The sequence below is a fragment of the Haladaptatus sp. HS23 genome, assembly GCF_056892285.1.
Map to the genome: position 1 here is coordinate 1 of NZ_JBXGLH010000036.1, position 14,901 is coordinate 14,901.

The window sequence follows — 14,901 nt, forward strand, 5'->3', positions numbered from 1 at the left end:
TCAGCCACCTACGATCGGTAGGTGAAACTTCGCCAATCGTACCGCTATCGCTTGTTTTTCCTCATCTAGACAGTGCCACTTTGACAGTCTTTTCAACGTCGTGTGGAATGATCCAAATCAACGCCTCTGGGGACTGTGCTTACGGACACGGTCGTGTCTGCAAAGCGTGTCACCGAACAAAGATACCTATCCTCAACCTGTGAAGCGAGTAGGTCGGGGTAGTTTATAGTTGTTGTTCGATCATCGGAATCTGCAGACGCTACCACTGGAGTTGTCATCTGAATCGCTGTCGGAATCGTCGCCTGAACTGCCGTCGTTGTTGCCACCTGAATCGCTGTCGGAATCATCGCCAGAATTACCATCGGCACCGTCGCCTGCATCACCGTCGTTGTCGTCGCCACCGTCGTACTCTGAACTGTTATTGCCGCCGTCATATCCGTCTGAACTGTTATCGTCGATACCGTTCTCGATGTGAGAATCTGTGACAGTAACGTCTTCGGCGTCGTCCGTGATGCGGAGCCCTTCATTGCCACTGCGTGCGAGTGCTGAGACGCTCTCGATCAACGTCCCAGTACCGCTCTCCACGATTGCATTGTCTTCAGAGACATAATCGCCTTCGTAGATCACAACGTTGCTCGCCGTGTTCATCAGTGCACGTCGACCCTCTCCACCGCCGTGATCAACCTTGATATTACGGAACTCGGAGTTGTTGCGATCGTTCTGGATTGCACTCCGGGTGCCATTGGTTGGTGCGTTTCCGACAACGGTGACGTTCTCAAGGGTAGCAGGCTTGTCACCTTCCTTGATTTTGATGGCTGGTCCACCGTCGGTCTCGTGGTCAACGGTAGTCTGCTTGATATTCACTTGACCCGATGCCCCCCGAATAGAGATTGCTGTCCCTGGGCCATCAGCTCGAGTTGTGATGGTCGAGTCGACGACGGTTGTGTCGTCCGCACCATTCGTTATCCAGATAGCGGGGCTCATTTCGATGTTCGTCTGGATATCAACGTTCCGTACAACGAGGTCGGTTCCATCTTCTAAGCGAATACCACGTTGGGCGATACCGTGGGAATCCTGTTTATTAACGATGATGGTCGCGTCTTCAATGTAACTGCCATTGCCACCAAGTCGGACGTTCGCACCCATACTATCCTCGAAGCGGCCACCCTCAATCTGAACCGAACCGGATCCGTGTGCAGCGTACAGGCCGTTGTCCGGGAAACTTCCGAGACTACAGTCGCGGAAAGTCAGCACCCCTTTGTTGTTGTTCGAGATAATTCCAGTCGGACCACGCCACAGTGCATCACTTGGTGCATTCCCCTCCCACGCAGCACCGTCGGATGCGCTGAAGTTCTCGACAAGCCCCTCACCGTCAGAGTCGGTGATGACGAATCGTCCTGGACCCCACGTTCCGCTGTCGTGTTGCCCGACGATTTCTATGTCTCGAACCACGAGGCCGTCGTCGACTGCAGCTTCGATGACACGAATACCCGTGTTGTCTGCGCTCTGGTCGACGGTGAATCCCTCGATCCGGAGGTCTTTCCCAGGATCGTAATCAACTCCCATTCGGAAGAGACGGTAGTTCCCGTCCCCACCCTCGTCGAAGTCGTGGTAGCTTGCAGGAACGAGTTCCGCGTCGTCTCCTACCATCCCGAAATTGTTGAACCCGGTAAAACGGAACTGGTCGTCCATGTAATATCGTCCGGGCGGGAAATAGAGCAGCGTGTTGTCGTCCGCGTGTTTTTGTAGTACGGGCGTTATTGACTCGTTTCCGTCGTCATCCGCACCGACCTCTGTAATGTCAATAACCGTCTCGTATTGATCTTCATAATCGGACTTGTCCCCAGCGGCCGACCCCATAATCGAGGCCGATGCTATGATTGATCCAGTGAGTTTAAGATAGGTTCTACGACTAGTAATGCTTCGATTTTGCTTGTCTGACGCCATCAAAACATCCCATACAACCCCACATATTAATTATCGGGTGCCTAGTTCATTTCCTCCTCGTTTTCCCTCTGTTGGAAACGTTGTAAACGATATTTTGACTCCTGATTTCCCACATACACAATCGTTGGCATTGTGCTCTTAAGCGCCATATAAGAAAATACCTATGTCTGTTTAGATATGGTAGCGATGAGACGACAGACACGACGCACGTTTCTGACAACGGTCGGCGCGGCCGGTATAGCTGGCCTTGCCGGATGTGCCGGTACCGGTAAAGAGAGTACCTCCACGACGAGCAGCACCACGGAAAACGAAAGTGCTGGGACGTCTACCACCTCCACCACTACCAACGATGGTAGCGAGGAGACAACGACGGAGGGCGGGAACAATGAGACACCGTCCGGTCCACAAACCTTTGAGGGCTTTGAGAAGCTCGGTGCGTGGAGCGCTGTCGATGGGCAGGGTAACCTCAAGAAGAGTACGAAGATGAAGTACGAAGGTTCCCAGTCCGCTCATGTCGTTGGGGGCAAACAGACGAAGCAGGGGATGATACACCGCGTCAACTTCGGTTCAAATCCTGCCGACTTTAGCAACAAAAACCTCTCCCTTGCGTTCAAATGTACTTCACATGATTTCGTGAAAATTGGCGTACAACTGTATGCGCCAGACCGTGGTCACATCGTCGAGATGAAGCGGACACTCTATGGACCAAAAGGAAAGTGGGTTCGTATCAATCTCGGCGTCACCAGTGACATGGACCCGAAAAAGGTTGACCTCTCGCAGGTGTACGAAATCCGCATCCTTGGCCGCTCGACGGATCCCAACACGAACAGGCCCGTTGAGTTCTACGTGGACGACCTAAAGACGGTGCCTGCACCAGAGAAGGGAATGGTGATGCTTTCGTTCGACGACGGCCTCGAATCGCAGTACACGAAAGCGTTCAAGAAGATGCAGAAGTACGGTTTCTCCGGCGTCGACGCCATCATTACGGACGCTGTCTTCGACGACGGGTTCCTCAACCGGACGCAGATGAACAAGATGGTAAAGAACGGGTGGGACATGATCTGCCACCCGAACACGCAGGCGACGCCGATGAACGAGCGTTCGAAAACGGAGCAGGAAAAACTCATGAAAGAGTCACAGCAGTGGCTTAAGAGGTACGGCTACGATGGTCACAAGTACATGGCCGTGCCGAAGAACGTGGTCGGTCCAAACACGTTCGACCTCGCACAGAAATACTTCGACGTGACGCTCTCGTTCGGGGCGTCGCCGAACGCAGTCCCTGCTATCAAGAAGGACACCATCCTGTCGCGGATGGGAACGTCTGATCTCAAGAGCGTCAAACAGAAGATCGACCACGCTGCCCGGTATAAACAGCTGTCGCCGCTCCTGTTCCACAAGATCGGTGGACAGGACGGAATTCCTGAAAAGAAGTTCGAGAACATCCTGAAGTACATCAAGAACCAGAACGTCGAAGTGGTCACCCTCACCGATTTGAAAGACAAGGGTATGCTCATCTAACCTCGGACGACAACGCCTGTCATTCGCTTCCTTCGTCCGTCCCCACGCGACTCTCGTGCGTCTCTTCTGCTCACCCACCGAGATTGCGGTGCAGGATTTTGGTTTACTGATCCGCTGTGAGTCCACTGCATTGACGTGACCCTGTCAGTTCTTTCCTGCCGTTTCTGGCCCGACCGTTTCGTGTGCTGGTTAGCCTTTCTGCCGTGATTTCCTCGCCTGAGTCTATGGTTTCTCATACCGTTCAAATCCAATGTTGTTTCTTAGGAAACGGGTCTATGTGTCGGATGACAACTTCTACGTAAATGCAGGTCTCGAAACCAGCTATCGTGGTCAGCCTTCTCCACAGATCCTTGCTCGTCTGTAAGTACCTGATTCCATCGAATAAGGTGGTTATGACAACGGTGGACTCATGAACGTGTTACCAGCGGGCCGATACACCAGGATAGACTTGTACTTGTGACGAACATGTAAACACGCCCCGAACCGGCCTGTTCGTTGTGGGTTCGAGTACGTGATTCTGTGTACGCTAGGCGTAAAAGGGACTTCTCCCTGCGCTAGTTGATGTTCCCCCAAGAACTCTTCCCTTGCTGTCCACGCTATGCGTCCAAGTTCTGGCTGATGGTCCGAGTACCCCCTATGGTGCTTATAGTGACGCCGTGGAATTTGTCGTCGCGGTTCCTGTATTCGACGTTGTTCCCGTGTTGGATGTGGTATTCATATTCAACGTACCTCCGATGTTCGACGTAGTCGTTGTCGTCGTACTTGCCGCGGCTGATCCGACTGAACTCGTTGTCGTCGTAGGTTGGGTTTCAATCGTGGAGGCTGTCGTCGTTGTTGAGGGCGTCGTAGTTGTGGGTTTGGTTGTTGTGGTGGTCGATGTCGTCGTAGTTGGGGTCGTTGACGAGGTCGTCGTCGTAGACGGAGGTGGACTCGTACTCGTCGTCTGCGGTGGCGGGCTGGTGGTCGTTGTAGTACTCGTCGTAGCCGACGTTGTGGTCGATGGCGGTGTCGTCGTCTTTGTGGTTTCTGGTGGTGGATTCGTCTTCGAGCTCGTCGTAGTCGGTGTTTTCGTCTCTTTCGTTGTGGACTCTGTCGGCTCTTCAGCGGTCTCGGATTTAGTCGGCGTCGTGCCGTGCGTTGTTTCGGTTACTGTCGTCCCCGTAATTGTTTGCGTGTCGTTAATCGACGATCCTGGGTTTCCACTGAGTCCGCCGATACCCGGGGCAAGGAACGCGTATCCGATTCCCGAGACGAACAGCAGGATACCAGCGACAACCATCATCTTCTGCATCGAGTCAGGTGTTATCTTGGTTTCTTTCATTTTGGTTGGGAGTAGTTCGGCCGGCGAATCGAACGGTTTGGGAAATGAGGATAGCGTTTCGGAGACTTCTCCGAAGCCGAGCGCACCCGTCGCAAACGCAAAGAAGGTGAAAACGCCGAGGCCAAGTGGCGGGACCAAAATGAGCGCGAGTGGGACGTGGAACCCCGCGATGAGGGGATGCACATTTAGAAGGTGAGCGAGGACGAAGATGGGTGGTGCGGAGAGTATCGTCGTGCCTATGACCCGTCCGAGGCGGGCATCCGATAGCGGGTTGAACCCGACCTTTCTGGCGCTCCAGAGGTGGAAGACGAACATCGACCCGTAACCGATACTCGTTGAGACGGCCGCTCCCTCCATTCCGAATCGTGGGATGAGCAGAAAGTTCAGTACGAAGTTCATGCCCGCTGCGGTCCCCGTTGCGATTATTGGGAACTTCAGATCACCTTTCCCCTGCGAGATGGCGAGTATCGGGCGAGCGACCGCGAATCCGAGCGACCCTGGTAGCAACAGGAGTAGTGGCATGACCGCGGGCATGTACTCTGATCCGAAGTAAATCGGAACGGCAATGTTCGCAAGCGCCGCTAATCCCAACCCCATCACACCGGTCAGGAGGAACGTGTAGCGGGTTGTTTGCGCTGCCAATTTGGAGATACGTTTGGTTTTGCCATTCGACCACAGTTCTGACATGGAGTGGACGAACACCGTCTGGAGTGCCATCGGGATGAACCAGAGGAACTCCGCAAGTTTCAGCGCGGCACGGTAGTATCCAACCTGCTCGTTGCTCCCCGACATCAACTGGAGCATCAGGATGTCAACATGGTACAGCGACATGAGGAGCAGAATGAGAACGATAGATAACGAGTTAAATGCCAACATCCGTCGTCTGGGAAAGTCCTTCGGTGTCGGGCGAAAGAAACTCCTTAATGACGTTCTCTTGATGATAAGAGCGAACCCAATAGCTGCTACCATCGTTGCCGCGGCGATCTTCCCCGCCAACGCTCCGAGGACCGCTATTTCAAGCATACCGCGGTGGCGCATATAGTATACCAGTGGCAAGGCAACGACGATGAATGTCACGCGCTGCACGACTTTCAGCGGTTCCGAGTAGCGCTCCAACCCGAACCCCATCAACGTTCGGCGAGTGTAGGCTTGGAACTGGCTCGCAATTGTCATCACGATGAGGAGGTAGAAGTATATTTCGTACTCCTGACCGAAAATTGCTCCGACGACACCGGACCACGTTGCGAGTGCGAGTACTATTGCTCCTATGATTGCAAGCAAGAGTGCAAGTCGGAAGTAAAAGCCGACGACGTACTCTTCCCAACAGTCCATCTCGTGTTCCTCGGCGATGAACTTCCGAACGCCGTCCGAGATGCCGGAGCTAACGAGTATCATGAACAGAGAGAATACCGAGAGGACGGTGGTGTAGACGCCGATTCCGGTCGGTCCGAGCAACCGATACAGAATTGGCGTTGTCATGATACCGATGACGAGTGTGAGAACTTTGGTCCCGGCAACCGAGAGGACGCCGCTCAGAATGCTTCGTTGCACAAGAGCCCTCCTAATACAGTGCTCGTCATTCTTGTATCTAGTAACACAATCTTGTTAACGGGACTTTATTATGGATCTGATAGTATCGGTTTTAGGCGTATCCGAGGTCCTGTAATCGTTGCTCGACGTCGATCGACACATCCTCTTCCATGCTTTCTCCCTCATCACCCATCGTAATGTCTCGCCGCGCACCGTTCTGGTGGACAAGCCATGGAACCGTCGTCAGTTCTGGGATGTAGATATTATTGGGGTGGCCGTACTCCGCCATTGGAATCGGCCGTGCACGTTCGCCGAACGCTTCGCCGTGGTCTGCGGTCACGACAGTCTTTCCTTGGAGCACTGAGAGCAGCTCCTCTGCGTGCGGCAACACCAACTCCACGTTCTCTTCATAGGCCTTGTAGAGTACGCTGACAGGAACGTCGACCTCACCTGCCATCACACGGTTCCAGAAGTCAAGCGAATCGAGGTCGAGGTGTTCCTTCCCCGTTGGTCCGATGAATGGATAGTGAGGTTGAATGAAGTGGACGAGAATGCGCTTGTCCGGATACTCTTCTGCGGCCTTCTTCGCGACTTCGACAACCGTTTCAGGACGAACTGTTCGGAATTCGTCGTCCCAGCCCTCGCTCTGCCAGATGTTGATGACTTCGTGGAGTTGGACGTCAATCCGGTCGCGTTTTCGGTAGAGCTGGGGGTTCGCGGTCACATAGACGGTATCGCGAAGATCAGCACCGTCAAAGTAAGTCTCCAGAAAATCCGGTGTTGAACTCGACTTGGTTTGTCGTGGTTGAAGCTCACCGGGAAGTGTATTGCACTTTTTGAAGGTGTCGTACCGGCATGCGTCGAGAATTATGAGATTGTCCCAGTCCTCGTCAAAAAACTCGATGGCGTCATGACTCGGCTCTTTGCGCTGATAAAAGTACTTGTTCAACTCCCGGGTAACAAGATGTGGCTCCCGGATGCCACGTCGGACACGCCGCATCGTCTCCGTGATATTCATGTACCGGACGGTTGGTTTGTGTCTATATTATTATCCGGACCTTAAGATACCTCCCGGTCAAACCAGGCACTACAGTCACTTACCTCGTTACTATTGCTATGGACTCCGTCCACGGTCTAGGTCTATTTAATGTGGGTATCGTTCGCCAAAATCGTCAACCGAGTTCGGGCAGGTTCTCACTTTAAACCTAACACGTTTGCGTGGAGATGTGCGATATCTACGCAGACCCGTTCCCACGTGAATTGCTCCGCATGTACCTCAATACCGTCACGATCCCAGTCCTTTCGAAGCGCACGAACTACCGCGTCCGAAAGCGCGTTGTGGTCCTCTGGACTATCAACAAGAAACCCGTGGTCTTCGGAGGTCACAACCTCTTCGCTGCCACCGTTTATCGTCGAGACAACAGGTGATCCGCACGCCATCGCTTCCAACTGCACGAGACCGAAACTTTCACTGTAACTTGGGAGGACGAACGCATCACACGCGCTCATCCAGTATCTGAGGTCGTCGTTCGAAATGTAACCTAGCAGTTGAACGTCATCTTCCAACCCCAACTCCTTGATTTTCTCTTCGAGCTCCGAGCGCATCCCGCCGTGACCACCAATAGCACAGACGACGTCGCCCTCCCGTTCGATAACCTCCGGAACCACGTCAATGAGATGCTGGAATCCCTTGCGCTCTTTCAGATGACCGAGCGCGAAGAGGAGATGCGTGTCGTCTGCGATGCCGACTTTCGCTTTCGCTTCTGGCTGTGGGACGCGTCGGAGACGGTCTTGGCTGAACCCATTCGGGATATAAAACACGTCGTCGTTGAACCGTCGGAGTGAATCCTGATCCTGTCGATTGACACGAATAATGGCGTCGGCAGACGCCCACGTTCGGTCGATTTTGTCGTTCGAGGATTCGAGTTGGTCCATGAATAGATCGTGGTTCTCGTGGACCGTGAGAACAAACGGAATCCCGAGGTCACGCTGGAGGACGCGCGCAACGTATCCGGCGGTCCACGTCAGATGGGCGTGAACCACGTCGAATTCGATGGGTATGTCGTCGAGGTATTTCTTCACCTTCCGTGCGTGCTGGTCGCCGAGGAATCGACGGTGGAGGTCGAGAGGAAGGTACAATAGCGGCGTGCTAACAACCGTCACATTGTCTGGTTTCTCTTCCTCGTTTATTTTTGCGTCTTTGCTGAACGGTTTTGCGTAATCAACAGGGATATATCGAGAGATGTCCGCAAATCGGTTGTAACGCACGAAGACGTATACTTCCTCGAAGTAATCTGCGAGGACGTCGACCTGTCCTTTGACAAAGTGATTGTAGCTGTGTGAGACGATGAGCAAGTTCTTGTCCGCCAGTCTGTCCAAGTCGTGGTTCCGCGGCACATCCCCGGAATCCGGTGGTTCGGTGGCTTGGACACGCGTGTCGCTCGACATGTGAATTGGGAGGTGTTCGTCGATGTTTATTATCGGGTGGCTAAGTCCGCGGAAATCGTTCAAATTTCCAATCATGATCCAGAATGGATTCGTTCCTTACCGACTGTTCTGATTGGCTTGCTACCTTTTTGGAAATTTATAATCATCCTACAATGAGACATTTCTCCATTCATATTACCGGTGGAATCGACTGGCTGAACGTAGAGAGAAGAGTAACTTGGTGTGTCGCCGCTCCCACTTGCCTTGGAACTCGGTGCCATGGTGTTCATTGTAGGGTTTGGTCTGTGGTGGCGGGAATAGCTTCCAGTATCTTCAACGTGGTCACTACCGGAATACTTCTAGCGATTGGTGCTGCCACCGTCACCATGTGGATTATCAGTGAACGCACCATCAACTTCAACGAACACGTTGCCGTGGTCTGGACACGAGCGAGATCGAAGTAGTCTACGCCGTTGGGATAGCCGTGGTCGCGTTCGTCGAGGCCGGGAAGTTCTAGGGTGGGTTGATCCGTCCGACCTATAGTGGCGTCGCTGGTGCTTTTGTTGGTCATACCTGTTCTGCTCGCGGCCCTCCACGATTAGTAGGTCGATAATAAAGCATGGAGAACACACATGTTTGAACAACGAATGGCACCGACAGTCAGCGTCATCGTCCCGACGTACAACCGTGCAGACGCCATCTCTCGAACCATCGAGAGCGTCCTCTCGCAAACGTTGGAAGAGTTGGAACTCATTATCGTGGACGACGCCTCGCAGGACGACACCGCGGATGTCGTCACTTCCTACAACGACGACAGAATCCAATTTGTCCAACATGAGGCAAATCAAGGTGCGAGTGCCGCGCGAAACACCGGCATCGAACGAGCTGAAGGGAAATATATCGCATTTCTCGATTCGGACGATGTGTGGCTTCCCACGAAACTCGAAAAGCAGGTTCTCACGCTCGAACTGCGCTCCGACGAGTGGGTTGCCGCCTACTGTAAGGCAGAAACCGTTCATCCAGACGGTCAGAACCCGCTTGTGAAAGCCGTGACACAGCTCATTTCGCGTCGGAACAAGACCGAAGGCGCGGAAGGTGGAAAGGAACTCATCGGACCGACGCTGAGCGATGACCTCCACACGAGTGCGGGGTCGACGCTCATCGTACGGAGCGACATCGTCCACAAAATCGACGGCTTCGATGAGTCCTTTACCCGTTTTCAGGACCCAGAGTTTCTTATTCGCGTCCTCAAACACGGGAAACTCGCCTGCGTGAACGAGACGCTACTCCTCAGGTACGAAACCGGGTCGCCCCCGGCGGATTCGGTCGCCAAGGCAGACGAACATTTCCGCCGGACGTTCTCCGAGGAAGTAGAACATCTCGAACGACAGGGAATCGACGTAACGGGTGCTCATCACTATATCCTTGCCCGACATTATATAAACGAAGGACAGTTCCGAACAGGGTTTCAGTACCTCCGTCACTCGCGCCGGCCAGAGCCACGACAACTTCCTGGACTACTGATGAACGCATATAACGGATTCAAAGCAACCATCGGATGACACAACCGCGATACGCACACTACTATCTGGCCCTGTCGATACTTTCAACACTCCTCTTTAGTGGGAGCGTCTTCAGTCTCGGCCCGATGGGCTTGCTGTCACCGACCCAATCGACGATGGTAGTGATAGTATCATTCATGGTTCTGACAATCGTTCAATCGGCAGTAAGGGGATAGGCAATCACACGCAAATCTAAGAATGTGAAAAAATTTAGTATGGAAATATAATTTCACACACGTTTCTCTCTGTTCAAATCGTATAATCACAAGACGTGAACGGAATGCAACGGCTCGAAAGAATCCGAGAGAGACCGTCTAATTTATGATGTATCCCTGTTTGGAATTCATCGAAGAATCATGAGCGCTACGACGCAAACTCTCCCTGAATCTTCGTCGTTGCCGAACGAAGATGAAACGAACACGCTAACGAAGGACAAAATCTTTCACATTCTCCAGACGCAACGTCGTCGACATGCATTGCGGTACCTGAAAGAACACGATACGCCCGTCGAAATGCGTGACCTCGCTGAGCAGGTTGCAGCATGGGAAAACGACACCACGGTTCAGGCCCTCGCTTCAAACGAGCGCCAACGCGTATACATCGCTCTCTATCAGTCTCACCTCCCGAAACTTGACGAAGAGGGAGTCATCGAGTACAACAAAAGCCGTGGTATCGTCGAACGTGGTCAGTTGGCGGACGAGTTCGACCCATACCTCGGACCATCGAATGACACAGCTACAGACACCGACACTGAAACCGTCAAAACCGATGGACAGTCAGATGAGGACCGCTGGTTTAGCTACTACCGCTGGGCAACCGCGTTGAGCGCGGTAACGTTCGCTGCTGCGTGGCTAAATTTGCCGTTCATTGCCACTGCTTCCACCACTGCTCTCGGTGCGTTCGTCGTTGGTCTGTACGCACTGATCTCCACAACGCAACTCGCACTTCGATAGACTTCATACGGAACTGTTAGACACTACTTCTGTTCGCTGTCTGATGATCACTTGTTTGTGTATCTGAATATATGTCTATATGTTCCATATTCTCCTGACACAGAACTATATGCCAACAGAACTGAACAGCCCACTACGTAGAACAAGTGATCGGACCCAGAGCCGTGACTGGTAGCGAGAATATCCTGTCAAAGTGCGATAATCAGAAATACAATGGCCTAACTCACCTGCATCCGATCCCGTTGGAAATTGCACGACACCACTACCTGTCCTTCCCGAGAACGACGATTTTGATAACATCGTCAACACTGAGGACGCTTGTTCACTCTGCTCACCAATAATTGTGGATAGATAATGGAGGTCAATATCGTGGAAAAAACGGGGGTTGAAGTCGAAAGTCAGTAGGCTAGTCTCCCAATTGGAAGAGAGGGGTGACATCAACCGCTTGTGCGTCGGTCGGGGAACCCTTGTGTACCTCGAAGAAACGAAATCGAGCAGTGTGTGGCCGTTACATGTAGAATAATAATATAGTTAGAACGGTAATAAAAAACCCAGGCATAGGAAAGGGAAATATGTTTTAACAGTCAATAGTTCGATAATTCTCCGTACAGTTTCAATCTATTAATCCATGGATAATAATGGTAGTACCCTGAGAATGGAGAAATGATGTCGATAGACATGGGCGGTTCCCGGAACACCAACGATAGCACGATGGCCGATACGCAGTGTCACAACTGCAGTTCGTTCGTGACGCCGCAGTTCGCACGTGTGTTCGGGAACAACCGAAACGAAGTGTACGGCTGTTTCGAATGTATGACTGCAACCGAAGTGAAGAGAGGTCGGGCCAACGACCCAGTGGAAGCAAACCGTGCCCGTGAGGAAATGCGGTAGTGCCCGTTAGGTTCCTTTCCTCCCACAATACCCCATCTGGTACACACTCACGAGCGATGCGGGTGAGTACCGAAACGGAGTCGTACAGAAAACAGCAGCGAACGCGTTACTTGTCGCGAGAGACCTCCTCGTTCGGGAGCGTCATCGAGCCCTCCGAGAGAGTGACACCCGGATAGAGACTGGTGTTGATACCGGTTTTCACCCCGTCACCGACGACGACGCCGAACTTTCGCCGTCCAGTGGAAACTCGGTCCCCTTTCACCGTGTGTATCACGGATTCGCCGTCGTGGCGGAGGTTCGCCACGTTCGTCCCCGCCCCGAAGTTCACGTCGCGGCCGAGGACGCTATCGCCGACGTAGGAGAGATGACCGACCGTCGCACCGGGAGAGAGAACGCTGTTTTTGACTTCGACGCTGTGACCGACTTTCGCGCCCTCGTCTACTAAGGTCGCACCACGGATGTAGGCGTTCGGCCCGACCGTCGTGCCCGAACGGATGAGCGCCGGACCCTCGATGACGACGCCGGATTTGACGGTTGCACCTTCCTCGACGACGACGTTTCCGTCGAGCGTGGCCGCTTCGCTCACGTCACCGCGGACATCGCGTTCCAGTTCGCCGAGTTTCCACTCGTTCGCTTCGAGGAGTTCCCACGGACGGCCCACGTCGAGCCATCGTTCGACTTCGACGGCCGTGACGTCGTACTCCTCGATGACGCGCTCGACGACGTCCGTGATTTCGAACTCCCCGCGTTCGCTTTCCCCCACGTCGAGCCAATCTCGCGCTTCCTCCGGGAAGACGTATGCGCCCGTATTGGCGAGGTTTGTCGGCGGGTCGTCCGGTTTCTCGACGATGCCGGTCGCGCGGGAGCCATCCGTCGAGATGACGCCGTAGTTCGAGGGGTCGTCCACTCGGTACGTACCGACTCCCGGTCCGTTCGAGAGGAGACGCTTCACGGCCGCGGTGTCATAGAGGTTGTCGCCGTTGAGGACGGCGAATGGCCCGTCGATGTGTTCTCGGGCCGCACGAACCGCGTCCGCGGTCCCGCGCTGTTCTTGCTGAATCGAGTATTTGACCGGAATTCCAGCGTACTCCGCACCGAAGTAGTCCCGAACCGTGTCAGCTTCGTAGCCGACGACGAGAACGAGTTCGTCCGCACCGGCCTCGACGGCGGCGCGCGCGGTATGAGCGACGAGTGGTTCCTCTGCAACCGGCAACATGGGTTTCGGACACGATGCGGAAAGCGGTCGCATTCGTGTACCCTCACCCGCTGCCAGAACGATTGCCTGCATGGGAGTACCTTCCGCTAGAAGGCGTATAATTATTCACGGACTAACAACGCGTCTACGGCAGCGGCGAGGAGTGGCTTGACGAAAGAATGTCACGAAACGGGTTCGAGCGCTCGCGGGATGGAAGTTCGGACCACACGTCCATTTCCCCGTAAGTACGCCCGAACTCCATGTATTCGCGGAGGAGCCACAGTACGCGATTCTTCGACCCCAAGCCGGCGAGGAGCGTCCGGGTCGTTCCACCTCGGACGACGAGCGCTTGCCACTGGTCTCCGACCCGACGACAGAACACCGACTCCTCCCCGTTCGACCACTCGATAGCGGCGTAGCCGTTTCGTCGAAGGCGATACTCGTCGATACGGACCGGAATATCGCTGTGGTATCCGTCCGCTTCCTTGACGACGTGGTTGCCGACCTGGCTCCTGCGACTTCCGCTCCCGTCACGGCACTCCCGAACCATCTCTACCCTACGTTTCGGCGAGCGGGGGAAAGAATTTGACCTTCGTTCTCCCATTCTTTAAATAGGGACAGATATATTGCAACTAGATGAACATAAAATCACTAAAAACGAAGGACTCGGACGGTTTATATGCTGTCGAATAACGAATAGAACGATGTGAAACCGTATTCCCCTTTTTTGTGGCTAAAGGGAGAAGACCGAGGTGTAATGAGTGCGACCGAAAGCTGCCACGAGGTCTCCAATATGGTTGATGCGTTCGTCGGCCTCGAAATCGAAGACCCTCTCTGCGTTACCGTCGCTGACGTCGATATCGACTGTCGCGTCCACGATATCGACCGAACGAGCGACCGGTTCACCGTGTTAGTGAAGACGTTTGCCGGTGATTATCTCCGCGTCGAAACACAGTGGGCCGGCGGGTGGCTCGACCCGCAGGTAGACCGATTGAAACCGATTGCAGAGGAGCGCCAACCGCTCGGCGAGCTACAGGGCATCGAAGCGGTGTAAAACGGGTTCCAAGGGGGAACCGTTCGGAGGAGGGACGTATGTTGGACGACGTTATCGTTCCGCGAGCCGCGTGATTTCGACCATCACGTCGAGACCATCGGCGCAGCTGAACGTCCACGCACGGTCGAATCCGACACCCGACCGATGGGCAGTACGGAGGAGGGATGACAGTTCCGTTTCGAACTCCGATTCACCCATCTTCGGGGCGAATTCGCCACAGGAGTGTGTTGTGTCCGGGTCGCTGACGAGTCGCGTTACTTCGGCCATGAGGTCAGGGTGGTCGTCTTCGGAGCAGAATGCCCACGAACGATCGAAGGTAGCGCCCCCGCGGCGGGGCGCGGCTAAGAGTGCTTTGAACGAAATTTCGAATTCTTGTGAACCAGTCTAGAAGAGAATGATGTTTGTTTAACTATACTTTTCTCTTTCTGGCACTGTCTAGTTTAGCTCCTCCTCAACAGGTGTTCGATTGTCGAGCGATTGATGCGGTCGCTGATGATTATAGT

General features: G+C 53.8%; 14 protein-coding genes. 6 read left to right on the forward strand and 8 right to left on the reverse strand.

What is annotated here, in order from left to right:
• Positions 1–240 precede the first annotated feature (240 nt).
• A complete protein-coding gene (locus AC1XDK_RS30295) occupies positions 241–1,860 on the reverse strand; it encodes a right-handed parallel beta-helix repeat-containing protein (RefSeq protein ID WP_483353750.1) in 1,620 nt (539 codons plus the stop codon).
• Positions 1,861–2,133: 273 nt separating this feature from the next.
• On the opposite strand from AC1XDK_RS30295, the gene AC1XDK_RS30300 reads away from it, so the two are divergent.
• Entirely contained in the window at positions 2,134–3,465 is a 1,332-nt protein-coding gene (locus AC1XDK_RS30300; RefSeq protein ID WP_483353751.1) for a polysaccharide deacetylase family protein, read from the forward strand.
• Positions 3,466–4,108: 643 nt separating this feature from the next.
• On the opposite strand, the gene AC1XDK_RS30305 is transcribed toward AC1XDK_RS30300, so the two are convergent.
• From AC1XDK_RS30305 to AC1XDK_RS30320, 4 genes are all read right to left on the reverse strand, one after another.
• Positions 4,109–6,337, reverse strand: coding sequence for an oligosaccharide flippase family protein (locus AC1XDK_RS30305; protein ID WP_483353752.1), 2,229 nt, complete (start codon positions 6,335–6,337; stop codon positions 4,109–4,111).
• 91 nt (positions 6,338–6,428) lie between these two features.
• The gene (locus AC1XDK_RS30310; RefSeq protein ID WP_483353753.1) at positions 6,429–7,040 is read right to left on the reverse strand and encodes an alkaline phosphatase family protein; all 612 of its coding nucleotides are present in this window, start codon (positions 7,038–7,040) and stop codon (positions 6,429–6,431) included.
• A gap of 470 nt (positions 7,041–7,510) precedes the next feature.
• A complete protein-coding gene (locus AC1XDK_RS30315; RefSeq protein ID WP_483353754.1) occupies positions 7,511–8,764 on the reverse strand; it encodes a glycosyltransferase in 1,254 nt (417 codons plus the stop codon).
• A 265-nt stretch (positions 8,765–9,029) separates the two neighbouring features.
• Positions 9,030–9,314: a hypothetical protein gene (locus tag AC1XDK_RS30320; protein ID WP_483353755.1), complete on the reverse strand. Its 285-nt coding sequence runs from the start codon at positions 9,312–9,314 to the stop codon at positions 9,030–9,032.
• 76 nt (positions 9,315–9,390) lie between these two features.
• On the opposite strand from AC1XDK_RS30320, the gene AC1XDK_RS30325 reads away from it, so the two are divergent.
• From AC1XDK_RS30325 to AC1XDK_RS30340, 4 genes are all read left to right on the forward strand, one after another.
• Positions 9,391–10,305, forward strand: coding sequence for a glycosyltransferase family 2 protein (locus tag AC1XDK_RS30325; protein WP_395286086.1), 915 nt, complete (start codon positions 9,391–9,393; stop codon positions 10,303–10,305).
• A 356-nt stretch (positions 10,306–10,661) separates the two neighbouring features.
• Positions 10,662–11,258, forward strand: coding sequence for a DUF7344 domain-containing protein (locus AC1XDK_RS30330; protein ID WP_483353756.1), 597 nt, complete (start codon positions 10,662–10,664; stop codon positions 11,256–11,258).
• Positions 11,259–11,643: 385 nt separating this feature from the next.
• Positions 11,644–11,781 carry a DUF7343 domain-containing protein gene (locus AC1XDK_RS30335; protein ID WP_483353757.1) on the forward strand — a complete coding sequence of 46 codons (138 nt, stop codon included), beginning with the start codon at positions 11,644–11,646 and terminating at the stop codon, positions 11,779–11,781.
• A gap of 143 nt (positions 11,782–11,924) precedes the next feature.
• Positions 11,925–12,149, forward strand: a complete 225-nt coding sequence (locus AC1XDK_RS30340; RefSeq protein WP_483353758.1) for a DUF7563 family protein — start codon at positions 11,925–11,927, stop codon at positions 12,147–12,149.
• A 106-nt stretch (positions 12,150–12,255) separates the two neighbouring features.
• On the opposite strand, the gene glmU is transcribed toward AC1XDK_RS30340, so the two are convergent.
• Both glmU and AC1XDK_RS30350 read right to left on the reverse strand, forming a co-directional pair.
• A complete protein-coding gene (gene glmU / locus AC1XDK_RS30345; protein WP_483353759.1) occupies positions 12,256–13,437 on the reverse strand; it encodes a bifunctional sugar-1-phosphate nucleotidylyltransferase/acetyltransferase in 1,182 nt (393 codons plus the stop codon).
• A gap of 52 nt (positions 13,438–13,489) precedes the next feature.
• On the reverse strand, positions 13,490–13,894 hold the full coding sequence (locus AC1XDK_RS30350; protein WP_483353760.1) for a hypothetical protein: 405 nt from the start codon (positions 13,892–13,894) through the stop codon (positions 13,490–13,492).
• A gap of 207 nt (positions 13,895–14,101) precedes the next feature.
• Between AC1XDK_RS30350 and AC1XDK_RS30355 the strand changes: the two genes are divergently transcribed.
• Positions 14,102–14,398, forward strand: a complete 297-nt coding sequence (locus AC1XDK_RS30355; RefSeq protein WP_483353761.1) for a hypothetical protein — start codon at positions 14,102–14,104, stop codon at positions 14,396–14,398.
• A 51-nt stretch (positions 14,399–14,449) separates the two neighbouring features.
• Here AC1XDK_RS30355 and AC1XDK_RS30360 read toward each other — a convergent pair whose 3' ends face one another.
• On the reverse strand, positions 14,450–14,665 hold the full coding sequence (locus AC1XDK_RS30360) for a hypothetical protein (protein WP_483353762.1): 216 nt from the start codon (positions 14,663–14,665) through the stop codon (positions 14,450–14,452).
• Positions 14,666–14,901: the final 236 nt, after the last annotated feature.

Coding starts and splice junctions, on each gene's coding strand:
- AC1XDK_RS30295 (WP_483353750.1), bottom strand. CDS start 1,860: ATGGGGTCGGCCGCTGGGGACAAGTCCGATTATGAAGATCAATACGAG.
- AC1XDK_RS30300 (WP_483353751.1), top strand. CDS start 2,134: ATGAGACGACAGACACGACGCACGTTTCTGACAACGGTCGGCGCGGCC.
- AC1XDK_RS30315 (WP_483353754.1), bottom strand. CDS start 8,764: ATGTCGAGCGACACGCGTGTCCAAGCCACCGAACCACCGGATTCCGGG.
- AC1XDK_RS30320 (WP_483353755.1), bottom strand. CDS start 9,314: ATGACCAACAAAAGCACCAGCGACGCCACTATAGGTCGGACGGATCAA.
- AC1XDK_RS30325 (WP_395286086.1), top strand. CDS start 9,391: ATGGCACCGACAGTCAGCGTCATCGTCCCGACGTACAACCGTGCAGAC.
- AC1XDK_RS30330 (WP_483353756.1), top strand. CDS start 10,662: ATGAGCGCTACGACGCAAACTCTCCCTGAATCTTCGTCGTTGCCGAAC.
- AC1XDK_RS30340 (WP_483353758.1), top strand. CDS start 11,925: ATGTCGATAGACATGGGCGGTTCCCGGAACACCAACGATAGCACGATG.
- glmU (WP_483353759.1), bottom strand. CDS start 13,437: ATGCAGGCAATCGTTCTGGCAGCGGGTGAGGGTACACGAATGCGACCG.
- AC1XDK_RS30350 (WP_483353760.1), bottom strand. CDS start 13,894: ATGGTTCGGGAGTGCCGTGACGGGAGCGGAAGTCGCAGGAGCCAGGTC.
- AC1XDK_RS30355 (WP_483353761.1), top strand. CDS start 14,102: ATGAGTGCGACCGAAAGCTGCCACGAGGTCTCCAATATGGTTGATGCG.
- AC1XDK_RS30360 (WP_483353762.1), bottom strand. CDS start 14,665: ATGGCCGAAGTAACGCGACTCGTCAGCGACCCGGACACAACACACTCC.